Here is a 23,937-nt window from a genome sequence, read left to right as displayed (position 1 = left end):
CTGTTGATATCTAGCCTTACTGTTTGCGAAAACCTTATAAATGGGTACCATATGTTCGCTTTTATTCTTATAACCATAAAATCTTTTTAGGTAGACCCATATGAATCCATCTTTTATTTTGAATATTTTTACCACGGTCATTTTCGCTATTGTTCTTTATGTCATTTTACCCATAGTAGCTTCCGATTTGCCTAGCCAATGGGCAGCAGCCATAGGCGTTTTAGTTGGCGGCTTATTAGTACCAGCTTTATCGAAGTTATTTTCGTCTACTAGTTCTTCTGGCGGGCAAGATGAATCATCAGAGATATCCACTCTCTATGTTGGTAATCTTCCTTATCGAGCAGATGAAGAAGCAGTGCAGGAACATTTTGAGCAACAAGGTAGTGTTGTATCAGTGCGACTTATGAAAGATCGTCGCACTGGGAAAAGGAAAGGCTACGGTTTTGTTGAAATGAATGCTAAAGGTGCAGCCAAGGCAATCAAGAATTTAAACGATTCGACTTTCCAAGAACGTACTTTAAAAGTGCGGTTAGCTAAAGAAAAAATTGAAGAAGAATAGTCTTCATTTAGAAATTCAAAGGCCAGCAACTAGCTGGCCTTTTTTATTTGCCTATTATAAAGAAGACTAATATTAGCTTGCTGGTTGAAAACCAATAGGTAAATTGTTCACAAGTTTTTGATTAAATTCGTTAAAGCGGTTAATAGCAGAGATCAAATCTGGCGTAGCCACATCTTCACCTAATCGATTAATCAATTCATTGATCACATTTTCATATGACTTATTGTCTTCTAATTGATGTCTAGAGCCATCCAGAACGTTTAATAGTTTATCAAGATACTCAGCAATCGGTTTAACTGCTTTCGCAGGATCGCCATCTACATTATCGTCATCAAAATGAGAGACAGTTTCATATGCTTTAATAACTTCTGTATTTTCGACTTTGGTGAGCTGCAAGGCAAAACTAGACAATTCTTGTTCATCAAACCCTAACTCTAGCGCTTGATTAAAAGCGGTCTCGATATCACCATTAAAAAACTCTTCAGCAAGTTCATTAGCGTCAGCGACTAGTTGCCCAATGGCTTTAAGCTCGTCTTCATCTAACTCTCCTTTGACTGAAAACGAAAATGAATTTTCTTGATAAAAAATCACGTTCTGCTCAATTGTTTGGGGGCTAGATTTTGGTTCTTCGATCGGCTCTAAATTCGCCTCTGGATTTTCTGCTGCATCAATTGCTGGTGCCGCTGTGTCAACTGCATCTGTAGATGTACTGTTACTATTACGTTCAACCGTTTTAGGAACTGGTGTTTTATCATCTGGATCTTGTGCAGCTTGCCGTGACTGTTGTTGAGTCACCTCAATTTTCCGAATATCATCAAATACAATATTTACACTATCACCATCTCGAGTTCGAATACTCAGTTCACCTGACTGTTGTTTTTCGTAAGAGACACTAGAGGAGTTAACTGCAGATTGAGCAGGCTTATCTAAAGCTTCAGCTTGAGGACTAAAGATATCGCGTTTGAGATTGGCTATACCTTCTTCAATTAAATCTTTACTTTTACTGATGCCATTCGCGATTTCTTCATTTAAGAAACCCGCTAAATCTTGCTCAGCTAATTTTATGCCTTTGAGTACACCAGATGAAGCTTGTTCAAATAACTCATTGAGTTCAATATCATCGGCCCCTCTGTTTTGAGCATTTTTAATCGCTCCACCCACAAAGTTAAGCACATTTTTTGCTATTTCTTCAAAATCAAATAATGAAGCTTCAGCATCTTTAGGCTCAGGCGCGGAAAAATTAGGTTTCTGCCTATTAATTTCCAGGGTATTGTTTAAAGAATTAGTATAGATCCGCACACCTAAAGACGTGCTGGAGCTAAATTTGTCCACGCTTTGCGAAACTGGGTTATTTTGCCCGCTAATAGCTTGCTTTAAACCCGCATCACGCAATTGGTTTTGCATACTTGTTTCTTTACCCAAATGTTGGGGGCTGTCACCTAAAAAGGCTTTTAATTGACTTATGTTCATGGCAGATACCTCACTATCCTTAACTAAACTTATCGGCCCTACTTTCTAATACTTTAGATAAATTTGCACAAAATTTATACGAAAAATAATACTTAACTTTTCTTAGATATTGCAGAATGCACGAAAACACTTTAACTTGCGCGTTTTTATCCCCCAATGATTGAGGCAATACATGCGGCCAACTGAGATTCAGGCAAACAATTATGTTGAACAACTGAAAACTAAAACAAACACTCTCATAGACAGTTTTGCCCAACTTCCTATGCCTGCATTGGAAATATTTCCTTCTGAGCCATTAAATTACAGATTACGCGCTGAATTCCGCATCTGGCATGATCGTGATGATCTTCATCATGTAATGTTTGATCAAGCCACTAAACAAAAATACCAAGTCCATCATTTTCCTCCTGCCAGCCAACTTATTAATGATGTTATGACCGATCTGCTTCTATTACTAAGAGAAAATGACACTGCTCGTAGGAAGCTATTCCAAATTGATTACTTAGCGACACTTAGCGGAGAAATCACAGCTTCTTTGCTCTATCACAAAGTATTAGATGAAAAATGGACCGATGAAATGCAGAAGATCCGTTCTGCATTAAGAAAAAAATACAAGATAGACATTATTGGTCGTGCAAAGAAACAAAAGGTCATTCTAGATAAAGATTATGTAACCGAAGAATTAACAATCAATCAAAAAATGTTCACCTTTAAACAAGTCGAGAACAGTTTTACCCAGCCCAATGCACGGGTCAACATTAAGATGATTGAATGGGCATTAGATATTACTCAAGATAGTCAAGGAGACTTACTTGAACTATATTGTGGTTCTGGGAATTTTTCTATCCCCTTAGCACAAAATTTCGGAAAAGTTCTAGCCACTGAAATATCCAAAACCTCAGTTGCGGCAGCGCAAGATAACATTAATACAAATCACATACTCAATCTAAAAATTATTCGTATGTCGAGCGAAGAATTTGTCCAAGCCCAACAGGGAGTGCGAGAATTCCGCCGTTTAGAAGGCATTAATTTAGCTGATTATCATTGCAAAACTGTATTAGTCGACCCACCACGTGCTGGATTGGATGAAACCACTGTGGATATGATTAGTCAGTATGAAAACATTGTGTATATTTCATGTAATCCAAACACCCTTAAACTCAATCTGGACACATTATTACTTACACATAGCATCACTCGATTTGCGTTATTCGATCAGTTTCCTTATACCCATCACGTAGAATGTGGAGTCTATTTGCAAAAAAATAGTTAATTTGAGTTTGCAGACAATTAACTCGAACTTTGTTCAGCTTTAGCTTGTAAGGCACCATTTACAACAAACCTTAATTGAAGTTTTACTCGTTCTGCAACATTAGCCTTTTGCTCAGCGGACGCATCAAGCGCTTCCGCTCCTGCACTAAAAACCAATTTGACCATAGCTTCGGCTTGTAAGTTAGCAATTTTATATGGCAAGCCCGTAGTAGATATAGTGTAATCAGTCAGTTCTACATTAAAGTGTTTGATTTCACGCAATACGGCTGCCCTAAAAGCCATTGATGTACCTGTGTGTTCTCGTAATAACAAACGAAAAACATTGTTATTAGCAGTAATAAACTCCATAAAAGTATCCACTGAGGTATTGATCACACCGCCTCCAGAAGCAATTCTCACTCTCGCTTGACGCATTAACTGACGTAGCGCTAAACCAGCTTCATCAACTAAGGTTAAACCTAATTCGTCTATATCTTTAAAGTGTCGATAAAAAGAAGTGGGTGCGATACCCGCAGCTCTTGCAACTTCTCTAAGGCTGATACTCGACAAACTGCGTTGTTCATCTAGGAGTAAAAACGCCGCTTCGATTATAGAACGGCGGGTACGTAATTTTTGTTCTTGACGGTTCAATAGATAAAACCTGTTGTTGATGAGCGGAGCAATATTCACATAATTCTAACGTGAAAAAAGCAAAACACATACCGAAGAAATTTCACACTATACACATATAGCCCTTGCGAAAAACTAAAGGCAACGTAAAATAGCGTACACATGTAAGCTGAAATTAATATTTTTTAAATGAAAAAACCACGACTGCTACTTACCAATATATTGGTTTTTACCATTACCGGCCTTATAGCCGCGGTTTTGGTTCCTCTAGAAGCACTAATAAATGGCTTTGATGCCTTTGAAATAATTGCCTGTGTCGTATTAATTTACTTTTCAGGTATGTCGATTACTGCCGGTTATCACCGATTATGGTCACACAAAGCATACGAAGCCAATGCATTTGTAAGAGTCGTGTTGGCGATAGGTGGCGCAATGTCGCTACAAAACAGTATTCTGCATTGGTGTTCGGACCATCGTATCCACCACAAACATGTTGACGATAACGATCATGATCCTTACTCAGCCAAAAAAGGCTTCTGGTATTCACATATTGGTTGGATGTTAAGAGAATATCAAATCCACCGTTATGCTGATTACAGTAACTGCCGCGACCTACAAAAAGATCCTGTGGTGATGTGGCAACATAAACACTATTTCAAGATCATGCTTAGCGCAAACTTTGGTGTGCCATTGTTGCTAGGTTGGTTGAATGGCGATATTTGGGGCATGTTACTGTTAGCAGGTGTATTCCGCCTAGTAGTGGTTCATCACGTCACTTTTTTCATTAACTCGCTGGCTCATATATGGGGTAAGCAACCTTATACTGATAAAAATACAGCTCGAGATAACGATATTTTAGCCTTTTTTACTTTCGGAGAGGGTTATCATAATTTCCACCATATATTTGAATATGACTACAGAAACGGCATCAAATGGTGGCAATTTGATCCAACAAAATGGTTAATCAAAGGACTATCCCTTATTGGCTGGACCAGCAAACTTCGACGTTGCCCAGAAGAAAGAATTGAAAAGGCGAAGGTAGCCATGCAGCTTAAATTAGCTCAAGAAAAAGTATCGAAGATGGCCAATGCAGATGAAATATTAGCTAAAGTACAAGTTGAGTACGAACTCTTAGCACAGCGTATGACCGACTATTACGCTGCCAAGAAACAATTAATGGCAATCAAAAAACAAAGCTTGAAGCGCAGCTATGAAAATCTTGAAGTACATTACAAATATAAAGAGTTAAAACAAAGTTTGGCAGTTCAAAAACAAAAGTGGTTACACATTAATCAGTTTGACTTCTTGCCTGCGATGGCAGAATAACGACATAAAAAATTTACTGGTAAGGCCTCATTTTGAGGCCTTTTTTTTACAAGGAAAAATCAATTTGGAGAATCTAATGATTAGTAAAATAGACATTGTCTCTAAGATCCATAATTGTAATGAATGTGCTCACTCTTTACCTTTTTCACCTAAACCCATATTGCAATATTCAAGTCATGCAAAGATAATTCTAATTGGTCAGGCTCCTGGCATTAAAGCTCATCAAAGCAATACACCATGGAATGATGCATCAGGGGATAGGTTACGAGTTTGGCTAAACATGTCTAAACACACATTCTACGACAAAAACACCTTGTCTATTGTGCCCATGGCTTTTTGCTATCCTGGTAAAGGTAAGTCGGGTGACCTGCCTCCTAGGACAGAATGCGCGCCCAAATGGCATCCGTTATTGGTACAACAAGAGCCAACAAAAATTATACTTTTAGTGGGTAAGTACGCTCAAGATTATTACTTAAAAGACAAGAGAACCTTAACTGAACGGATTAAAAACTGGCGTGAGTACCAAGTTCAATTCCTGCCGTTACCTCACCCTTCACCAAGGAATAATATTTGGTTGAAAAGAAATAGTTGGTTTGAAAACGAAGTATTACCGCAAATGCAAAAAATACTTAAATTCAAGATACAGGATAATTAATTTGAACTTAGATTAATTATCCTCGGAGGCTAAAAACTCGAGTAATTGTTCATAAGGCATTGGTTTAGCAAACAAAAACCCTTGGGCTTCATCACAGCCTAATTTTAGCATATAACTGGCCTGCTCTCTTTTTTCGACGCCTTCTGCAATGGTCGACAAACCTAGTTTATTACCAAGAGTTACTATAGTTTCAGCAATAAAGGCCGCTTTACCTGGTTTAATTTCGTTAACAAAAGAACGATCGACTTTTAAGCGATCAAGAGGCAATTGTTGTAGATAACTCATGGAAGAGAAACCTGTCCCAAAATCATCAATGGCAACTTTGACTCCAAACAACTTCAATTCCTGTAAGGCTTCAATCACAATTTGTGGCTCATCCATAACCACACTTTCAGTAATTTCTAACTCTATCCTTTCCGGCTCTACAGCAAATTTGGTGATAATATTTTTGACAGTATCAATAAAATTTGGATCTCTAAACTGTGGCATGGAAATATTAACTGCCATTCGTAAGCCTGTGTATCCCTCCTTTGATAATGCGCTTAATTTTCGACACGACTCTTCCAACACCCAGATCCCAATATCGATAATTAGACCAGAATACTCAGCTAAAGGAACAAATACCGCAGGCGAAACAAAACCGCCATCAGAGGTTGGCCAGCGTAACAATGCTTCCATCCCGACTATTTTTTCAGTCACTAAATCAACTTGAGGTTGATACCAAAGTTGTAGCTTTTTCGCTTCAAAATCTCTGGTTAATTGCCTGATCATGTCCAAACGCCAAGTTGTTTCCTCTTCCATCTCAGGCGCATAATATTCAAAGTTTGTATTAAGGTTTTTCTTAGCTTTATTTAAAGCGATATTACTATGCTTGAGAATATTAATACCGGATTGTGGTTTTCCAACTAATCGACAAAAACCAAAAGAGGCCGAAAGCGGCAAAGTATGTTCACCCGCTTTAAAAGGAGCTATAAATAATTCATTCAGTGTTTGCGGATTAACAAAAAACTCGGCGCCAATTAAGCCAAAAACGTCTGAGCCAATACGACCCATTTTCACCTTATCTAAAAATGTTTCTTCTAAACGTTTAGTAACAGCAAGCAAAGTACTATTACCAGCATCTTGGCCCAGTCCATCATTAATATCGGCAAAATGATTTATATCGATTAAAGCCACAACTGAATTTTCATTGTGGTTTTTAGCGACACCACAATCATCCAACATATTGATAAATTCACTACGATTAGGTAACTTAGTTAACCAATCTTTAAAGGCAGCGGTACGAAGTTGATGAAATAAGTTAACATTTTCATAGCCAATAGAAATACTAGACAAAAACACTTCGAGTAATTGTTGATCAACTCCACTAATTTCTTTGCCTATTTGCAAGTAAACAGCGGCTTCGTAACCCGAACTATTAAGATATAACACAGAAAATTCTTTCTCAAATATATGCTCTTTGAGTTGCAAACAACAGTTAACAAATTTCACTATTTTTGCATTGTGTATATTTTCTAGCTTTTCATTAATGTAAGGGGCAAATTCTCCTGCCGCGCCAAGTATATAAACGCCATCGTCGTCCTTGTTCAATACTGAGCCAGCTTTTGCACAGACAACCCCGCCTGCTTCTAAGCCAATAAGTGAACTAATTTGAGTCACTACACCTTCGCAGAAACTCTTAACAGAATGCTCCTCCATTAGGTTTGCGGCTGAAACAATTATTTTTTGCAAGCCTAGGCGGCTTTGATTAATCGACAATATCTGTTGATAAGAACGCAGTGAAGCAATAATGGTTGTCACCAATTTGCTTCGGGTAAGCTCTGTTTTGGTTTTATAGTCATTGATGTCGTAATCTTTAATGACTTGTTCTTCGGGCGCATACCCCGGCTGCCCAGTACGTAGAATAATGCGAGGTTCCATAATCTTCATTTCTTCGCGCATAATTTTTGCTACTGTTAAACCAGCATCATCAGATTCCATCACTACATCCAGTAAAATAATGGCAATAGACGATCCCATATCCTCAATTATTTTTAATGCTTCGGCACCTGAATATGCATGGATAAAATGTAAATTTTTATCATTAACGACTAAATCTGATAGAGCAAGTCTAGTGACAGAGTGTATTTCTTCATCATCGTCGACGACTAATACATTCCACACACCAGTAATTTCCGGAGAGCTTGAGTGGCTATCTTCTGATAAAAAAATTAATTCATCATTTTCGTATTTACTTGAGCTCATTGACATTCCATTAAGTTCAAAATCCTGCTGTCTGTAGCAATCATGCCATATTTTTTATATTCAGTTCAATTCAACACAACACGAAGAAAAAGCCATGGAAGTATAAAATTACTTACCCGTGTTGAGTAAAGTTAACATTTTTATTTGCTCATGTAACATGAATTAACGCAATATACAGGGCAACAAAACAAAAACCAAAGCAGCGTTCTAAGTTTCATGAAAATAGAATCTACATCTTTGCCCATTACAAATCAGTTAAAACCAATTCTGCCGCAAAAAGCAGATGTAGCCATAAGTGCAGCGAAAACACAGTCAGAAAATAGGTTGAACAGGCAAACAAGTCAAAAACGTATTATGAACTGGTTTTCTCAGGTAGGTGTGCAAGGAGAGAATATCTCTTTGCACACCACCAGCAGCAGTGAAAAAATAAAACGCAACAAAGAGATGTTAGCGTTAAGAAAACTTAAAAATCTAGAAAACATTTTGGGCAGGGCCTTGGACTTTTGTCTAGATGACGGTAAAGAAGAAGATTTAGATCCTGATTGGTTTTTTAGTTTCGTAAAAATGGCAGAAGAAATTTTTTCGCCTACCATGCAGGAATTATGGGGCAAGATATTTGCGGTAGAGACAGCAAGGCCGGGTAGTTTCTCGTTAAAAACCTTAGGGGTATTAAAACAGCTAACACAAAAAGATGCACAAATTTTTCGTCATGCAGTCAATCTAGCAAGCCGCCGCAAAGGGGAGTCTACCCCTAAACTTTTACTTGGTTATTATCAAAAAACCAGTATTTGGTCGTTGTTTAGTTCGCACAAAGAGCATCAACTTAACATGGCAACATTTGGTTTAGGTTACCCAGATATTTTGTCGCTAATGGACTTAGGGTTAATACACAATAGTGAAATTGAGTCTGGCGAATTGCCCGTTGGAGTGCCTGCAGAATGGCGTTGTGCAGGACAAACTTTGTATCTAACGGCAAAGCGTACGGGCACCACTTTAGTGTATTACAAATTTACTACTACTGGCGCTGAATTATGTAAATTGGTGACCCGAAAACGACAAGATACTTACGTTAAGTCACTCAGAACCACCATAGGAAATGCTTTTGACATTACCTAGATGATTCTTAGAACAGCTGTGACTCGAAATCGCTAAATTCCATCACCAAATTCATGCAAGCCACATTCTCTTTTTAATCCAAAGAAACGGGTATCTTGTTCATTCATACCTTCTTCCAAAGAGCGAGTACTGTGCCAATCACCTATAGACACATAGCCTTTTTCCCATAAAGGGTGATACGGCAGATTATGTTCTTTTAAATACAAATGAACATCTTTGTTCGACCAATCAATAATAGGATAAATTTTATATTGATTTTTCAACTGCTGCACAACAGGTAAGGTTTCGCGCATATCTGACTGACTGCGGCGTAATCCAGCAAACCAGCTTTTTATTTGTAACTCTTGCAAAGCTTTTTGCATTGGCTCAACTTTATTCAGTGCGTTGTACTTTTCAATACCTTCTAGCCCCTGCTCCCACATTTTTCCCATACGGGCTTCTTGCCATGCAGAAGAAGTATCAGCACGATAAACCTTAAGATTAAGCTTAAGGCGCTCTGTTAACTCATCAACAAATTGATAGGTTTCAGGAAATAAATAACCTGTATCAGTCAGCACCACTGGAATATCAGGATATTGCTGCGTCACCATATGTAGCATCACAGCCGCTTGTGCGCCAAAACTCGATGACAACATAAAATTATGAGGCAGGTGCTCTAATGCCCATGCCACTCGTTGCACAGCAGACTGCTTTTCTAAGACAAGATTGGTTTGCACCAATTCTTCGCCTGAGATACTCAGTGTTGTATTCTCGACAACGCTAGATTGAATAGCTTGGGTCATCGTAAAAGTCCTTAGCTGAGTTAATAACAGGTTTAACAACTTCAGCTCTGATAAGAAAATCACCAAAAGCTTCGCCAGCATTACGCTCTTTAGACCAACGGCCTATCAAGTCGTCTAACTCACTCATAATTTCCTTTTCATCGATATTTTCACGGTACATTCTAGGGATCCGAGTACCTTGACGATCTCCACCCAAATGGAAGTTGTATTTGCCGGGACCTTTACCTACCAAACCAACTTCAGCCAACATTGCACGGCCGCAGCCATTAGGACAACCTGTCACTCGATAAATGATGCTCTCATCTGGCATGCCATGCTTAGCTAATATTTCCTCGATTTGAGTCACCGCGTCTGGTAAATAACGCTCTGCTTCTGCCATAGCTAGTGGGCAAGTGGGTAGTGAAACACAAGCCATCGAGTCTTTACGCTGTAAACTTACGTCATCAGACATTAACCCATGCTCACGGGCTAAATGCTCAATCTGAGCTTTTTGTTCGGTTGTTACACCCGCCACTATCAAATTCTGATTAGCCGTTAGACGAAAATCGCCTGTGTGTATTTTTGCAATCTCAGCACAACCTGTTTTCAGCGTTTTACCTGGGTAATCTAAAATGCGGCCGTTTTCAATAAACAAGGTAAGGTGGTGTTTTCCATCTACACCCTCAACCCAACCAATACGGTCGCCACGAGAGGTAAACTCAAAAGGTTTGCTTTTTGCAAAAACAACACCAGCGCGTTTTTCAACTTCTGCTTTAAAATTTTCAACACCAACACGCTCTAACGTGTACTTAGTCTTGGCGTTTTTACGATTAACTCGGTTACCCCAATCACGCTGCGTGGTCACCACTGCTGCCGCCACGGCTAAAGTATGCTCTAAACTGATATAACCAAAATCGTCTGCTTTGCGCGGAAAAGTAGAGGTATCCCCATGAGTCATGGCCAAGCCACCACCAACCAAAACGTTAAAACCAACTAGCTTACCGTTTTCGGCAATTGCTACAAAATTCAAATCGTTAGCATGTACGTCCACATCATTTTGCGGCGGAATAACCACTGTCGTTTTAAACTTACGTGGTAGATAGTTATTGCCTAAAATAGGTTCATGATCGGTTGTTTCTGTTTTTTCGCCATCGAGCCAAATTTCTGCATAGGCACGTGTTTTAGGCAACAAATGTTCACTGATCTTTTTAGCCCACTCGTATGCTTCTTGATGTACTTCAGACTCCACCGGATTAGAAGTACACAATACATTACGGTTTACATCGCCAGCGGTCGCAATAGAGTCAACGCCAACTTGATTTAGCATTTGATGCATAGGTTTAACGTTAGGCTTTAACACTCCATGAAACTGAAATGTTTGGCGCGTAGTTAAACGAATACTGCCATAAATACTTTTTTCCTCAGCAAATTTATCAATCGCCAACCACTGCTGAGTGGTAATAATACCGCCAGGTAAACGTGCTCTTAACATCACGTTTTGTAGAGGCTCTAATTTTTGCTTAGCGCGCTCAGCACGAATATCACGGTCGTCTTGCTGGTACATGCCATGAAAACGAATAAGTTGGAAGTTATCACCAACAAATGCACCGGTTAAATCATCATTCAAATCTTCTGCTATAGTGCCACGCAAAAAATTGCTTTGGCCTTTAAGGCGTTCGTTATCAGCTAAATTGCCTTCAACGACGAAATTTTTATTGTCAGTAGTCATTAATAAACGTCCTTCTGATAGCGTTTAGTACGGCGCAAGTCAGATATATACTGCTCGGCTTGCTCTTCACTTTTGGCGCCATGTTCAATCACAATTTGCACTAAAGCGTCTTGTACGTCTTTGGCCATATGATTGGCGTCACCACACACATAAAGGTGTGCACCTTGCTCAAGCCACTGATACAACTCAGCGCCTTGTTCAAGCATTCGGTGCTGCACATAAACTTTTTGTTCTTGATCTCTGGAAAATGCCAAACTGACTTTATTGACTACACCGTCTTTAACAAAACGTTGCCATTCAGTTTGATACAAAAAATCCTGAGTATAATTAGGGTTACCAAAGAACAACCAGTTTTCACCACTGGCTTCTTCCGCTTCACGTTGTTGCATAAAGGCTCTAAAGGGAGCAATACCTGTACCTGGGCCAACCATGATAACCGGAGTGTTACCGTCATCGGGTAGACGAAAGTTGTCATTTTGCTCGACAAACACATTCACTTCACCACCTTCTTCTAAACGAGTAGACAAGAAGCTAGAAGCGCCACCTTGATGGGCATGACCGTGGGCGTCGTATTCAACTAAGGCAACAGTTAAGTGTACTTCGTCTTCCACTTCTGCTTGGCTAGAAGCAATAGAGTAGAGTCGTGGTGTCATTATTCTTAGGGCATCAACAAACTGTTGAGCGCTGATTTTGGCTGGAAACTGACGAACAACATCAATAATTTGGCACTGGGCCAAATACTCACGCAAAACTGACTTATCATCTAATAATGCATTGAGTTCAACGTTGTTAGCATATTCTGCATATTGGGTGACAAAAGTTGGATAACTTTGAGTCAACTCTAATTTATTAACCAAAACATCTTTTAAACTGTAGTCATCACCTGACCAGCTAACCGAAACATCACTTTGCAAACCCAGTACAGTTACTAACTCGTCAACTAAGTTTGCATCATTTTTAAACCAAATACCTAATGCATCACCCGGGCGATATTGGATACCTGAGTCTTCAAGGGATATCTCAATATGGCGGATATCCTTAACTGAATCTCGGCCAGTGATTTTCTGACTTTCAAGTAAAGTTGCAGTATATGGGGATTTTTTAGTGTACTGACTAGCGACTACACCACTAGTACCCATATCTAACGATGGGGCAACAGATTGCGAACTTTTTGCGCTTAACTCATCTTTTATCTGATGAGTAACGGTTTCAAACCAAGCCGTTGCATCAGTATCGTAATCAACATCACAATCAACACGAGCCGTTATCCGCTTTGCGCCTAGATCCTGTAAACGTTTGTCAAAGTCTTTGGCTGTTTGGCAGAAAAACTCGTAACTTGTATCACCTAAGCCTAAAACAGCAAAATTTAAGTCGTTGAGTTTTGGTGCTTTTTTCCCAGCTAAAAAACTGTGTAGCGCAACTGCATCATCTGGAGCTTCACCTTCACCATGGGTGCTAACAATAACCACCACATGACTCTCTGTTTTAAGTTGCTTATGTTTGTAATCAGCCATACTAGCAATTTTAGCCGGAACATTTAGCGCATCTAATTTGGCTTTGTATTCCTTCGCAACAGATTTGGCGTTACCGGTTTGCGAACCATACAGAATAGTCAAAAATTTTGCGGGCTTGTTATCGGATTGAGCTAAAACAGCAGACTGGCCATTTTGCGCCAATCCAGCTAAGTAACCACTCAACCAAGTCAGTTGTTGTGGATTGAGTGCGGCCGTAGCCTGATTAATTTGAGACCACTGGTTTTCATTTAAACCTGCGGCAAGCCCAGTGGCTTGATTTATTACTGAAGACATATAATCGCTAACCGTTATTAACACAACTATAGGTTAGCGATATAAGGACATAACTGGAAAGAATAAAAACTAATTTTTTATAACCAAATCAGATGAAATTAAAAATGCACCTCTAATCCAGCGTATACACCTTTAAATTCAAGATTTGAATAAATATCATCTAAGTCATCCAACTCTAATTTAACAGTCCGATAACCTAGCTGAAAAGTCATATCTAACGCTAGATTTTCCATCAAGCTATAAGTCAACGCGGCTTGGTAGTCTGACAAGGTATGATCATCAATATTTAAGAAACTCCCCTCCACATAAGCACCAAAGCCACTAAAGGGGATACCTATAGCCAGCCGAGAATAAACCATTGGAACGGGCCCAGAAAACGATTCTCTGGAAGAGGTAGAGGGATTTTCCTTTTCCGTGACCAAAAACTCTCCATCAATTTGTTTGGCGTTGATACCCACATCAAAACTAATCAAATCGTTATCAAACAACTCGTAATATAAGATAAAATCTGTTGTTGTTAATTGCACATCGGTGCTCACATCAGTGTTATTGGCATAAATTTCATCGCCAAAGGTGTACTGTGAATTTAACGTTGTCTCACCTGACGTGTCCATGATGGTTCGTTGTATTTTAATATTTGGAATTAAAGGAACCGGATGTTCAAAGGCTACATAAATGTTCGAATTTGTTTGGTCTTCAAAATTAAAATCCGCATTAGTACCATCACTTGAAAACCCACCTGAGGTTTGCATATTCCAGCCCTGAGCACCTGCATAGAGGCCAAGTAAGGTATCAGCCTGTGCAGTAAAACTAGTTCCCGATACAATTAGGCCTAAAGTTAGGACTGTCTTTTTCATAATTTAACCCTGATTCAATAATTCGCTTAGCTCAATTAGAGCAGCATTTGCCCTAGAAATATAGTTCGCCATCACTAATGAATGATTAGCTAAGGTACCAAAACCACTACCATTTAATATCATTGGACTCCAGAGAGACTCTTGAGTCGCTTCCAATTCACGGATAATTTGTTGCAAGCTAATTGTGGCATTTTTCTTCTTGAGAACATCGGCAAAATCCACTTCTACAGCTTTTAAAAAATGTATTAATGCCCAACTTGCACCTCTAGCCTCATAAAAATTATCATCTAACTTCCACCAGCTGGTTTTTTCAGCCAGTCGATTTGCAGTTGGCGTAGACTGTATAGCTTGAGCATCACCAGCTAAATTAGTATCAAGACGCTCTTGACCAACACTTGCACTCAAACGTTGCGAGAAACTGCCTAAACGTTTCTCTAACTGTTTAAGCCAATCTCTCAAATTATCAGCCCGCGCGTAGAATTGTCCTTGTTTTTGGCGGCTATCAGATAAGCTACTTCTGTAAGCATATAAATTATCTATACCTTCTTGATACTTCGACTCTGCAGAAGGCAACAACCAACTTAAGTTATCTATATTAAATTGCGGTTGGGCTTTGGTTAAAAAAGGATTTTCTAAGGATTGGCTTTGTGAGCGGCTAAAGTCTTGGCGCATAGCTAGAGCCAAATCCCGAGTCATTTCTAAGGCACCAAACTCCCAACTAGGCATATTGTCCATCATCACACTAGGTGGCAATACATCATTTGACAAATAGCCGCCAGGCTTGTCTAGCAAGGTTTCGCTAACTTTAATTAGACTAGTAGTAATAGTGTAGCCCGCAACAACAGACTCATTTCTTTGGCTAGCTTGCTGCTGTGCAAGAAGTTCAGGTTCAAATAATTCAGGCTCGAAGCTCCAATACACCGATAAAAGCCAAAACAAAAAGATGATTAGTGCAATCGCGCTGAACAACCATTTTGGGGCAAGATATTGTTTCATGTTTTTTCCTAATGATGTGAGTGTGCTGATGGCCGAGCAACCTTAGCTGTAATGCTAATTGACTCGCCTCCTTTAGTCTGCAGACTAATTTCTACAGACTGCCCTTCGCGCAAGGGAGTCTTCAGCCCAAAAATCATAATATGTAGACCGCCGGGAGCAAACTGAACACTTTCCCCTGGCTGAATAACAACTTCAGACCGTTGTTGCATGCTCATCATATCATCCACCAAAATATGGTTATGTATTTCTGCTTTAGTGGCGAAGTCTGCAGAAGCACCGATCAATATTTGGCTTGTATCCGAGTGGTTTTGAATAGAAAAATAAGCCGCTGTGTTTGGCACTCCAGGGGGCAGTAATCTGACGGTTGCGTCAGTTACTATTATTTCAGCGAAAAGCGAACCAGTTACCAAACTACACAGCAATATAATCAATCGAAGCATAAACCACCTACAAATAATAAATATGCTCTCAATTATTCAGTAATTCTATTTAACATGCCAACCATTAAACACAAAAGTTTGACCTAGGTCTTTGATAACTTCAGTAGGCGGCAGTTTGTTTGTCTTTAACTAAAAGAAAAATCACTAAGGTAAATAAGATAACCGGCCAAAACACACTTAACCCAGCAACAAATAAACCAATACCAACTGCAACTACAACAAAAGCAATCGCGGCAAAAATACTAAATGCGATAATAAAACCCACCACTACCAATATTACTACTAAACCTGTCACTGCAAGAATTGAGGCTATGGGCTCAAAATCATATTCGGCAAAGGAAAGATGTAAATCTAGCCACTGGCTTGCCAGATGCCCCAAGCAGTATGTCAACACTATCGCTATCAATATCGCCAGAATAATGTTTTTAAACATAGTCTACTCCTATCTGTTTGGGATCAGGACTGTGGCAGTGATGTAGGCAATAGCAGTAACCATCGGCAGCGATATTAGACAGACTACGGCTATTACGCGGACTAACAATCTAGGTAGACTCCAATGTTTAGCTAAACCTGCACATACACCCGACACTTTACGATGCACTGGATCTTTATATAATCTGTTAACTTCATAATAACGTTTCATGTTTTTCCCCTTTGTTCTTAAGTCTTGGCAGCTAGTGGCAACAATTGATTACCACTAGCTAAGTGACCGATCAAAACTAAGCAACCTTTTTACGTAAAGCTTCTAGCTCTTGTTCAATTTGGCTCTCAGCTTCAAGTTCATTGAACTGTGCATGTAAGCCTTGTGATTCATTCACTAAATCGTAAGCATCAACTTGCGACTCTAAGTCATCAATCCTGCGTTCATATTGTTCAAACCGCATAATTGCATCATCGATTTTGACTGAGTGAACTCTATTTTTAACCGTCATTCGCACAGCTACCGAGCGCTCTCTAACAATCAAAGACTTTTGTTTAGCTCGCGCTTCCACAAGTTTGTCTTGTAATTTTCCCATATCGGCTTGTAACTTAGACAACGATTCGTCCACTACAACCTGCTCATCAGTTAAAGCTGACAATTTTTGCTGACAAAGGTGCTTTTCACCTAACGCAGCTCTGGCCAGGTCTTCACGATCTTTTTCTACCGCTAAAGTCGCTTTTGCCTGCCATGCATTGATTTGTTGTTGCAGTTTGTCTGCTTGGCGCTGAACTTGTTTTTTCTCGGCTAGATTAGTCGCTGCCACAGAGCGTAATTCTACTAAGGTTTCTTCCATTTCTTGGATAAGCAGCTTAATCACTTTGGCTGGATCTTCCGCTTTATCTAAGATGGCGTTGATATTGGCTTGTACTATGTCTGACATTCTCGTAAACATACCCATTTTGATTTCTCCAATAATATTTATGAGTTTTCCTGCTGGGCTATTCCAGCACTACCATAACTATTACAAGTGTTGTGCCAATTTAACAAACACAGATAACAATATGATTTACATGGAATTTTTATAAATATTAAAAAGTCATCCTTATTGATGCTTTGGGTCTTACTTAACAATTTAGTCAAATAGACTAAATTGTTAGTGAAAATAACAACTGATATTTTGTATGCTGGAAATGGATAATCTAAAAAACTAGGAGCGTTAAACCATAGAAGAAAAAAACAGTACAGCGGAAAAGTAGTAGCTGTTACATTTGTTTGGTTTTGAGGTATCTATTTAAGACTTTTTGCAATTGAACATGATCGAGTGGTTTAGCGAGATGTGAATTCATACCTGCATCTAAAGCTTTTTGAACCTCATCTTTTAGTACAGCGGCGGTTAAAGCCACGATTGGAATATTAGGATTTGTCTTTCTAATGATTGAACAGGCTTCAAAGCCATCAATATTTGGCATGTGTAAATCCATCAACACTAGATCATAGTCGACGTGTTCAAGTGCCTCTATGCATTGTTGTCCGTCGTCGGCGAGATCAACTTGTAGTCCGTATGATAGTAAAATTTGTTCAGCTACCACTTGATTGATTTCATTGTCTTCAACCACCAATACACTACCAGTAAACTGTGGGCGTTCATGCTCGATTTTTTTAGTATTGATGGGTAACTTTGAGGATCCTTTAAGACTTAGGGTAAAATAGAACTCACTCCCTACTTGTTCATCACTTTTAACCCATATCTGACCTCCCATTTGTTCAACCAGGTTTTTAGCAATTTGCAGACCTAACCCGGTACCGCCAAATATTCTCGCAGTGGAATCATCGGCTTGAGTAAATGCTGAGAAAATACTGCTTATATTGTCATTTGAAATACCAATACCGGTATCACTAACGCAAAATTCAAGGGTTTGAACCTTATCCTTTTGTTGGGTTAGGGTGACTGAAATATTCACCTCACCTGTTGCGGTAAATTTAATTGCATTGTTGACCAAGTTATTTATCACTTGAGTTATGCGTGTTGGATCTCCCATGAGATTTTGTTTTATTTTTTGATCAACACTGAAGTTTAAATTGATACCTTTACCTTGCGCCTGTGTTTTAAATACTGCTGAAGTATCAATAATTAATTGATGAATACTAATAGGAATATTTTCAATAACTAATTTACCGGCAGTGAGCTTAGAAAAATCGAGAATATCATTAAGAATTCGGTGCAACACATCGCCAGAATATTTGATTTTTTCAAGATGCGAGCGTTGTTGCTTGGATACATCTGTGGACAACATAATTTCCAGCAAACCTAAAATTCCGTTCATTGGCGTGCGAATTTCATGGGACATTGTGGCTAAAAATTTAGATTGAGTTTGGTTAGCCTCACGTTCGCTAATTAGTGCTTTATTTAACTCATCTGTCTTATCCAGACTTGACACTAATGCACGCTCTAAGTAGGTGACGAGTGTCAGTACCATCATAGCAACAATGGCGTTAGAAATGGATAACCTCAGCCAAATTGCATTATCATATGGGACATCAGAGAACGGAACCAACAAGGTAGAACAGGCGATAATAATCACAGAAAATAATCGCCAATAATGCTTAACAAGCATCACAGGAAAGATAGTAGCTAACGAAATCAGTGTTGCAGGAACAATTCCGTTAAAAAGAATTAATACCGGTATTAGAGGCACAGATATTAATACCCAACTTTTAGCACACCAAAGATTATACTGTGGCCTAAATAAAGCGACGACAGACAATGTGAACCAAGTGCATGTTATGACCCAAGCAATCAAAGCATTATTGGGTTTAGTAAAAATAATAATCGCTGAGATAAGAAGAGCAAAGCCTAACAGCACTTTAAACCCAGCGTGACGCAATTGCTGCTCTACTTTTAATGAATTATTGGGCATTGTTTGCCATTATTTGGAATACAGTTGTTAGTATCAACGAACAACTTCTGGGGTAAATTAGCTTAAACTACATACCTGCTCAATTCAATAATTTGCAAGATCACAAATCAAATACCAATCTGTATAACTATAGGATTAGCTTTAAATACACATTCAAAGAAAAGCAATAGTTCCCCCTCATCTCTTAGTTTGAAGAAATTATTTGGGCTTTGATTATTTTGTGCTCTGTACTTATTACAATGTTACAATAATGTTAAAAAAGCACTGAAAAGAAGGAACTATTTTGCTATAAATACATCTTAATGTTTTGTATTGCGGTTAGTTGTAGAGGTAGTAAAAATATGACCGGAAAACGTTTTTTGACTTTTCTTGCACACAGAGGGATCCCAGCCAGTTGTTTCGCGCAACGTTTGGGATGTCGCCTATCCTCCATTAAGAAACTTCAGTCATGTGACAAAGTTCCCCGTCATTATATCAATATGTTGATCAGTGAATTCGGTGTGTATTTAACTGGTCGTGATTTAGTTCTATTAGAAGGCGCCTAAGGCAAGAATGACTTCTCGTATCTTTGTTATGGACATGCAAAACGGTTAGTGAAAATATCAAAGGTACAAACATTGAGGAATTATGCAGAGGGAAATTAAGCCTAATGGTGTGTAAGCTAACCAAAGAGAGAAAAACAAAAACGGTCAATACTGCTGTTAGAGACCGTTACGATAACTGATGAAGTGATTATATTTAGCCATCACTGAATTTTTGCGTAAACATTCAACAAAACTAAAAATCATTGCCCCTGCCACATAAGCAAGTACAGGGGTTAACAACATGATAAATAAAGATATTTGATTAAACATAGGCAATTCCTTATTCAGCTTGTGTTTTTGTTGCCTCTTCACTTACAGCTTTAATGTCAGTAATAGTGACTTTAGCTGTATAATTTTTTTCTTCATTAAAACTAACGTTGTAGGCTACAGTCAAAATTGCCAAACTGACGTTATTTTTAATTTCTTGTTGTGCAACTTCCATCGCTTGATTCACCATGCCGCTTACATATTTTTCTAATGACACGTTTTCGGCTTGCGCTGAAGACGCAAAAGCTAACGTAGAAGTAAGTGCGATGGCAGCGATTTTAGATTTAGTAAACATGATATTTTCCTTTGGTTTAGTAAGTGATAACTGTTTTTTAATTTGTGTGAACAGTTATTGGTTAAGTCGCAGTATCCTTTGCGATAGTTGTGCCAATCATGAAATTAATTTTATCTATTTGATTTATATGAAGTTTAACTTTAACCTTAGACGAACAAAATGTGAGTTGTTATTGTCCAAGCCTAAAGTTTAGTTATTTTTGCCATTGCTTTGGTCAATTTAACCAATCATCTCAGATTGGAATTGTTCTGCCTTAGATTGTGCATCTAATAACACCTCTAAAGCATCAGTTAAAAGCTCAATACCGACATTTGCCTTAGTGCCATTTTGACTTAAGTATCTACGCCAAATACGCCCGCCTGGTTGGCCTTGAAACAACCCCAACATATGTCTAGCAATATGCCACGGCCTAGCACCTAGAGCAATCTGCTGCTCAACATAAGGCAACATAGACATTACCACTTCAGCTCTAGTTTTAATGACCGCGTTGTCTTGATAAAAACGATTATCGACCTCAGCCAAAATGTACGGATTACTATAAACCTCACGACCTATCATCACGCCATCTAAATAATTAAGGTGAAGCTGCACATCATCTAGGGTTTTTACACCACCGTTTAGACTGATATGTAAATCTGGGAACTGTTGTTTTAACTGGTAAACACGATCGTACATCAAGGGTGGCACATCACGATTTTGTTTTGGACTTAACCCTTTTAACCAAGCTTTACGGGCATGCACAATAAAAGTATCGCAACCTGACGCAGCAACCACATCAATAAAACGGGTTAAGTCTTCATACTCATCCATATCGTCAATGCCGATGCGAGACTTTACTGTAACGGGTATATCCACCTCTGCCTGCATACTGCTAATACATGCAGCCACAGTTTCAGGCTCAGCCATTAAACAGGCACCGAACCTGCCATTTTGTACACGATCAGAGGGACAGCCCACATTTATGTTTACTTCATCGTAACCGTATTTTTGCGCTTCACCTGCACAGCGCGCCATATCAGTAGGATCAGAACCACCCAGTTGCAGTGCTACAGGGTGCTCTTCTTGGTTATAAGCAAGATAATCACCTTTACCAAAAATGATCGCACCTGTAGTCACCATTTCAGTATACAAAAGCGCGTGTTGTGATATTTTTCTAAGGAAATACCGACAATGTTTATCTGTCCAATCCAGCATTGGGGCTACAGAAATAGTGCGATTTATAGTTTCACTCATAGTTTGCCTCGCCAATGTGAAATTTAGGGCGCGCATTCTAGCTGATTTTGCCTCCTAGCACTAGTGAAGCTTATTCAACCAACTGACTAACAAAATAAATTCTAAGTAAATGTAATTGATCATAACTGACTTGTTCGTTGAGACTGTCGAAAACAGGTTTTAGGCGCTCGTGAGAGTGCTCTGCAAAGGCTGCTAAAGCCATATCAATTTGGTTTTGGCTCAAACCAGATTGTTCTAAAAGTAGTGTGGGCTGCGCGAACTTATGCCCATCTTGCACATAGCGGTACAAGTGATTGATGATGGTGCCGTCTTTCACCTTAAACTGTGACGCTAAAGAGTAGATAGATTGGCCCTGTTGGTAAGCACTGACTATTTCGATACTGCGACTATTGGAGTTACTGCTGCTTGCTTTATTGACTACTGCTTTACTAGCAGTTTGCGTATTGGAAACTTCTTCAATATTATTTTTCTGGCAGTAATCATTTATAAGCATTAGATAATGCTCACCATACTTATCTAACTTGGCTTGCCCTACTCCATGAATTCGTAACAAATTTTCTTCAGAATGTGGAAAATAATAAGCCATTTCGTTGAGTGTACGATCAGAGAAAATAGCATAAGGAGGCAAATTTGCTTCATCGGCTAAACGTTTACGATCAGCTTTTAATATAGCGACCAATTGCTGATCACCCGGGTTGGCAAGTGTTTTAGATGCATGGCCACTAGCTGCAACAGGTTGCTGTAGTAAAGCAAAAAACGGCACCTTACCTTTTAACACGTCACCGGCTTTCTGCGTGAGTTTTAAACCGCCGTATTGTTCTTCTTGGTTGAGCAAACCTTTTTGGATCAATTGCCGCGCCAAAGCCATCCACTGCTTTTTATTGTACTCATTGCCAATATTATAAGTTGAAAGCAAGTTATGCTGGTTTTGTAATACTTTTTCGGCGCTAGAGCCTCGCAATACATCGATAATATGGCTAGAACCAAAACGTTGACCGGTGCGATGCACGCAGGATAAAAATTTCTGGGCGGGTACGGTTAAATCAGATTTCTCTTTGCTTTCATTGGTGCAATTATCACAGTTAGCGCAATTTTCTTTAGCTGATTTTTCACCAAAATATGCCAGTAGTGGTGTACGTCTGCAATCTTCGGCCTCAGCCAATGCTAACATTTGGTTGAGATGCACATTAGCCAAACGTTTTTCCTGTTCGTTACTCATCTGTTCAATAAAGAAACGAATTTTTCCTGTGTCACCATAACCAAATAATAATAAACAATCGGCGTCTAAACCATCACGGCCAGCACGACCAATTTGTTGATAATACCCTTCAATATTTTTTGGTAGATCGTAATGTAAAACGTAACGCACATCGGGTTTGTTGATGCCCATCCCAAAAGCAATAGTCGCCACTATGATGTTTACATCATCTCGAATAAAACGTTCTTGATAATCGCTGCGTTTTATACTGCTCAGTCCAGCATGATAAGGCAAAGCCGAAAACCCGTCCTGTTTAAGTTTGGCGGTGAGTTCATCTACACCTTTACGTGATTGGCAATAAATAATCCCCGACTGCTCTGGGTGTTGTTCGACAAATTTTTTACATTGCTGATAGGGGTTATCTTTAGGGATCACACTAATAAACAAATTAGGACGATCAAAACTGGAAATGTATTCGCTACTGTCATTGATATTGAGCTGACGTTTAATGTCCTCTCGCACTCTAGGCGTAGCGGTAGCCGTTAAGGCGATACATACAGCCCTTGGGAAACACTCAATTAGACGATTAAGTTGCCGATATTCAGGGCGAAAGTCATGTCCCCATTCAGAAATACAGTGCGCCTCATCAATGGCGATACAAGAAACATCACAATTGCTCAATAGATCTAAAATGCTAGTTTGCAACGCGGTTTCTGGAGCCAAAAACAACAGCTTAATTTGCTGATGTTTGATGGAATCTAAATTATCTTGATAATCACTGTCTGAAAGGGAACTGTTTAACACACAAGCAGGGATGGCAAGCTCATTCAGTTGTCTAACTTGATCTTGCATCAGCGATATTAGAGGCGAAATAACAATGGTTAAACCATTAAATACAGTACCTGGGATCTGGTAACACAAAGATTTACCGCCACCCGTTGGCATAATTGCTAGGGTATTTTGTTTGTTTAAAACGTTGCCGATAATCGCTTCTTGTGACTCTCGAAACTGATCAAAACCAAATACGCTTTTTAGAATAGTGTTTGCTTGATTAATCATTGCGGTTCTTCCTTGCTGATCTTTAATGTCTATGGCGTAAGGGTCGCATGTAGGATTGAACTACAAACAAAATAGCCACCATGAATGAAAAAAGGTGACTATTTTGTTAAATTATTAAGA

Annotated in this window: 23 protein-coding genes; 6 read left to right on the top strand and 17 right to left on the bottom strand. The window is 39.1% G+C overall.

What is annotated here, in order from left to right:
- Positions 1-100 precede the first annotated feature (100 nt).
- Positions 101-559 (top strand): RNA recognition motif domain-containing protein, encoded by a 459-nt coding sequence (locus tag GARC_RS14980; protein ID WP_007621635.1) that lies wholly within the window; start codon positions 101-103, stop codon positions 557-559.
- A 72-nt stretch (positions 560-631) separates the two neighbouring features.
- Here the strand turns inward: GARC_RS14980 and GARC_RS14975 are convergent, their stop codons facing one another.
- Positions 632-2,029: a DUF5610 domain-containing protein gene (locus GARC_RS14975; protein ID WP_007621634.1), complete on the bottom strand. Its 1,398-nt coding sequence runs from the start codon at positions 2,027-2,029 to the stop codon at positions 632-634.
- Between the two features lie 172 nt (positions 2,030-2,201).
- On the opposite strand from GARC_RS14975, the gene trmA reads away from it, so the two are divergent.
- On the top strand, positions 2,202-3,302 hold the full coding sequence (gene trmA / locus GARC_RS14970) for a tRNA (uridine(54)-C5)-methyltransferase TrmA (RefSeq protein WP_007621633.1): 1,101 nt from the start codon (positions 2,202-2,204) through the stop codon (positions 3,300-3,302).
- Positions 3,303-3,319: 17 nt separating this feature from the next.
- Here the strand turns inward: trmA and fabR are convergent, their stop codons facing one another.
- The gene (gene fabR / locus GARC_RS14965; RefSeq protein WP_007621630.1) at positions 3,320-3,931 is read right to left on the bottom strand and encodes an HTH-type transcriptional repressor FabR; all 612 of its coding nucleotides are present in this window, start codon (positions 3,929-3,931) and stop codon (positions 3,320-3,322) included.
- A gap of 168 nt (positions 3,932-4,099) precedes the next feature.
- Here fabR and GARC_RS14960 point away from each other — a divergent pair, with 168 nt between their 5' ends.
- Both GARC_RS14960 and GARC_RS14955 read left to right on the top strand, forming a co-directional pair.
- A complete protein-coding gene (locus tag GARC_RS14960; protein ID WP_007621629.1) occupies positions 4,100-5,236 on the top strand; it encodes an acyl-CoA desaturase in 1,137 nt (378 codons plus the stop codon).
- A gap of 76 nt (positions 5,237-5,312) precedes the next feature.
- Positions 5,313-5,891, top strand: coding sequence for a uracil-DNA glycosylase family protein (locus GARC_RS14955; protein ID WP_007621628.1), 579 nt, complete (start codon positions 5,313-5,315; stop codon positions 5,889-5,891).
- Between the two features lie 12 nt (positions 5,892-5,903).
- Here GARC_RS14955 and GARC_RS14950 read toward each other — a convergent pair whose 3' ends face one another.
- On the bottom strand, positions 5,904-8,135 hold the full coding sequence (locus tag GARC_RS14950) for a bifunctional diguanylate cyclase/phosphodiesterase (protein ID WP_007621625.1): 2,232 nt from the start codon (positions 8,133-8,135) through the stop codon (positions 5,904-5,906).
- Between the two features lie 216 nt (positions 8,136-8,351).
- On the opposite strand from GARC_RS14950, the gene GARC_RS14945 reads away from it, so the two are divergent.
- A complete protein-coding gene (locus GARC_RS14945; protein ID WP_007621624.1) occupies positions 8,352-9,251 on the top strand; it encodes a TIGR03899 family protein in 900 nt (299 codons plus the stop codon).
- A 32-nt stretch (positions 9,252-9,283) separates the two neighbouring features.
- On the opposite strand, the gene GARC_RS14940 is transcribed toward GARC_RS14945, so the two are convergent.
- The 10 genes from GARC_RS14940 to GARC_RS14895 form a co-directional block, all read right to left on the bottom strand.
- The gene (locus tag GARC_RS14940; protein ID WP_007621619.1) at positions 9,284-10,033 is read right to left on the bottom strand and encodes a phosphoadenylyl-sulfate reductase; all 750 of its coding nucleotides are present in this window, start codon (positions 10,031-10,033) and stop codon (positions 9,284-9,286) included.
- Entirely contained in the window at positions 10,011-11,741 is a 1,731-nt protein-coding gene (gene cysI, locus GARC_RS14935; RefSeq protein WP_007621617.1) for an assimilatory sulfite reductase (NADPH) hemoprotein subunit, read from the bottom strand. The genes GARC_RS14940 and cysI overlap by 23 nt, the downstream gene beginning before the upstream one ends.
- Positions 11,741-13,549, bottom strand: coding sequence for an assimilatory sulfite reductase (NADPH) flavoprotein subunit (locus GARC_RS14930; protein WP_007621616.1), 1,809 nt, complete (start codon positions 13,547-13,549; stop codon positions 11,741-11,743). The genes cysI and GARC_RS14930 overlap by 1 nt, the downstream gene beginning before the upstream one ends.
- 98 nt (positions 13,550-13,647) lie before the next feature.
- Positions 13,648-14,406, bottom strand: a complete 759-nt coding sequence (locus GARC_RS14925) for a TIGR04219 family outer membrane beta-barrel protein (protein WP_007621615.1) — start codon at positions 14,404-14,406, stop codon at positions 13,648-13,650.
- Between the two features lie 3 nt (positions 14,407-14,409).
- Positions 14,410-15,402 carry a DUF2333 family protein gene (locus GARC_RS14920; protein ID WP_007621614.1) on the bottom strand — a complete coding sequence of 331 codons (993 nt, stop codon included), beginning with the start codon at positions 15,400-15,402 and terminating at the stop codon, positions 14,410-14,412.
- A gap of 8 nt (positions 15,403-15,410) precedes the next feature.
- Positions 15,411-15,842 carry a copper chaperone PCu(A)C gene (locus GARC_RS14915; protein WP_007621609.1) on the bottom strand — a complete coding sequence of 144 codons (432 nt, stop codon included), beginning with the start codon at positions 15,840-15,842 and terminating at the stop codon, positions 15,411-15,413.
- Between the two features lie 100 nt (positions 15,843-15,942).
- A complete protein-coding gene (locus GARC_RS14910) occupies positions 15,943-16,275 on the bottom strand; it encodes a hypothetical protein (protein ID WP_007621603.1) in 333 nt (110 codons plus the stop codon).
- A gap of 9 nt (positions 16,276-16,284) precedes the next feature.
- Positions 16,285-16,485: a PspC domain-containing protein gene (locus GARC_RS14905; RefSeq protein WP_039989782.1), complete on the bottom strand. Its 201-nt coding sequence runs from the start codon at positions 16,483-16,485 to the stop codon at positions 16,285-16,287.
- A 76-nt stretch (positions 16,486-16,561) separates the two neighbouring features.
- Complete coding sequence (pspA, locus tag GARC_RS14900; RefSeq protein WP_007621600.1) at positions 16,562-17,221, bottom strand: phage shock protein PspA; 660 nt, start codon at positions 17,219-17,221, stop codon at positions 16,562-16,564.
- A gap of 304 nt (positions 17,222-17,525) precedes the next feature.
- Complete coding sequence (locus GARC_RS14895) at positions 17,526-19,181, bottom strand: ATP-binding protein (protein WP_007621599.1); 1,656 nt, start codon at positions 19,179-19,181, stop codon at positions 17,526-17,528.
- 341 nt (positions 19,182-19,522) lie between these two features.
- On the opposite strand from GARC_RS14895, the gene GARC_RS14890 reads away from it, so the two are divergent.
- Positions 19,523-19,726: a hypothetical protein gene (locus tag GARC_RS14890; protein WP_007621598.1), complete on the top strand. Its 204-nt coding sequence runs from the start codon at positions 19,523-19,525 to the stop codon at positions 19,724-19,726.
- Positions 19,727-19,882: 156 nt separating this feature from the next.
- Here GARC_RS14890 and GARC_RS27020 read toward each other — a convergent pair whose 3' ends face one another.
- From GARC_RS27020 to recQ, 4 genes are all read right to left on the bottom strand, one after another.
- Complete coding sequence (locus GARC_RS27020; protein ID WP_007621592.1) at positions 19,883-20,035, bottom strand: hypothetical protein; 153 nt, start codon at positions 20,033-20,035, stop codon at positions 19,883-19,885.
- Between the two features lie 10 nt (positions 20,036-20,045).
- The gene (locus GARC_RS14885) at positions 20,046-20,327 is read right to left on the bottom strand and encodes a hypothetical protein (protein ID WP_007621591.1); all 282 of its coding nucleotides are present in this window, start codon (positions 20,325-20,327) and stop codon (positions 20,046-20,048) included.
- Between the two features lie 219 nt (positions 20,328-20,546).
- Positions 20,547-21,560, bottom strand: a complete 1,014-nt coding sequence (gene dusA, locus GARC_RS14875) for a tRNA dihydrouridine(20/20a) synthase DusA (RefSeq protein WP_007621590.1) — start codon at positions 21,558-21,560, stop codon at positions 20,547-20,549.
- Positions 21,561-21,630: 70 nt separating this feature from the next.
- Entirely contained in the window at positions 21,631-23,817 is a 2,187-nt protein-coding gene (recQ, locus tag GARC_RS14870) for a DNA helicase RecQ (RefSeq protein WP_007621589.1), read from the bottom strand.
- Positions 23,818-23,937: the final 120 nt, after the last annotated feature.

Origin of the sequence: Paraglaciecola arctica BSs20135, from assembly GCF_000314995.1 — a bacterium.
Classification (GTDB): Bacteria; Pseudomonadota; Gammaproteobacteria; order Enterobacterales; family Alteromonadaceae; genus Paraglaciecola; species Paraglaciecola arctica.
This window is presented reverse-complemented; position numbering and strand designations above follow the sequence as displayed.

Coding starts and splice junctions, on each gene's coding strand:
- GARC_RS14980 (WP_007621635.1), top strand. CDS start 101: ATGAATCCATCTTTTATTTTGAATATTTTTACCACGGTCATTTTCGCT.
- GARC_RS14975 (WP_007621634.1), bottom strand. CDS start 2,029: ATGAACATAAGTCAATTAAAAGCCTTTTTAGGTGACAGCCCCCAACAT.
- trmA (WP_007621633.1), top strand. CDS start 2,202: ATGCGGCCAACTGAGATTCAGGCAAACAATTATGTTGAACAACTGAAA.
- GARC_RS14960 (WP_007621629.1), top strand. CDS start 4,100: ATGAAAAAACCACGACTGCTACTTACCAATATATTGGTTTTTACCATT.
- GARC_RS14955 (WP_007621628.1), top strand. CDS start 5,313: ATGATTAGTAAAATAGACATTGTCTCTAAGATCCATAATTGTAATGAA.
- GARC_RS14950 (WP_007621625.1), bottom strand. CDS start 8,135: ATGAGCTCAAGTAAATACGAAAATGATGAATTAATTTTTTTATCAGAA.
- GARC_RS14945 (WP_007621624.1), top strand. CDS start 8,352: ATGAAAATAGAATCTACATCTTTGCCCATTACAAATCAGTTAAAACCA.
- GARC_RS14940 (WP_007621619.1), bottom strand. CDS start 10,033: ATGACCCAAGCTATTCAATCTAGCGTTGTCGAGAATACAACACTGAGT.
- cysI (WP_007621617.1), bottom strand. CDS start 11,741: ATGACTACTGACAATAAAAATTTCGTCGTTGAAGGCAATTTAGCTGAT.
- GARC_RS14930 (WP_007621616.1), bottom strand. CDS start 13,549: ATGTCTTCAGTAATAAATCAAGCCACTGGGCTTGCCGCAGGTTTAAAT.
- GARC_RS14925 (WP_007621615.1), bottom strand. CDS start 14,406: ATGAAAAAGACAGTCCTAACTTTAGGCCTAATTGTATCGGGAACTAGT.
- GARC_RS14920 (WP_007621614.1), bottom strand. CDS start 15,402: ATGAAACAATATCTTGCCCCAAAATGGTTGTTCAGCGCGATTGCACTA.
- GARC_RS14915 (WP_007621609.1), bottom strand. CDS start 15,842: ATGCTTCGATTGATTATATTGCTGTGTAGTTTGGTAACTGGTTCGCTT.
- GARC_RS14910 (WP_007621603.1), bottom strand. CDS start 16,275: ATGTTTAAAAACATTATTCTGGCGATATTGATAGCGATAGTGTTGACA.
- GARC_RS14905 (WP_039989782.1), bottom strand. CDS start 16,485: ATGAAACGTTATTATGAAGTTAACAGATTATATAAAGATCCAGTGCAT.
- pspA (WP_007621600.1), bottom strand. CDS start 17,221: ATGGGTATGTTTACGAGAATGTCAGACATAGTACAAGCCAATATCAAC.
- GARC_RS14895 (WP_007621599.1), bottom strand. CDS start 19,181: ATGCCCAATAATTCATTAAAAGTAGAGCAGCAATTGCGTCACGCTGGG.
- GARC_RS14890 (WP_007621598.1), top strand. CDS start 19,523: ATGACCGGAAAACGTTTTTTGACTTTTCTTGCACACAGAGGGATCCCA.
- GARC_RS27020 (WP_007621592.1), bottom strand. CDS start 20,035: ATGTTTAATCAAATATCTTTATTTATCATGTTGTTAACCCCTGTACTT.
- GARC_RS14885 (WP_007621591.1), bottom strand. CDS start 20,327: ATGTTTACTAAATCTAAAATCGCTGCCATCGCACTTACTTCTACGTTA.
- dusA (WP_007621590.1), bottom strand. CDS start 21,560: ATGAGTGAAACTATAAATCGCACTATTTCTGTAGCCCCAATGCTGGAT.
- recQ (WP_007621589.1), bottom strand. CDS start 23,817: ATGATTAATCAAGCAAACACTATTCTAAAAAGCGTATTTGGTTTTGAT.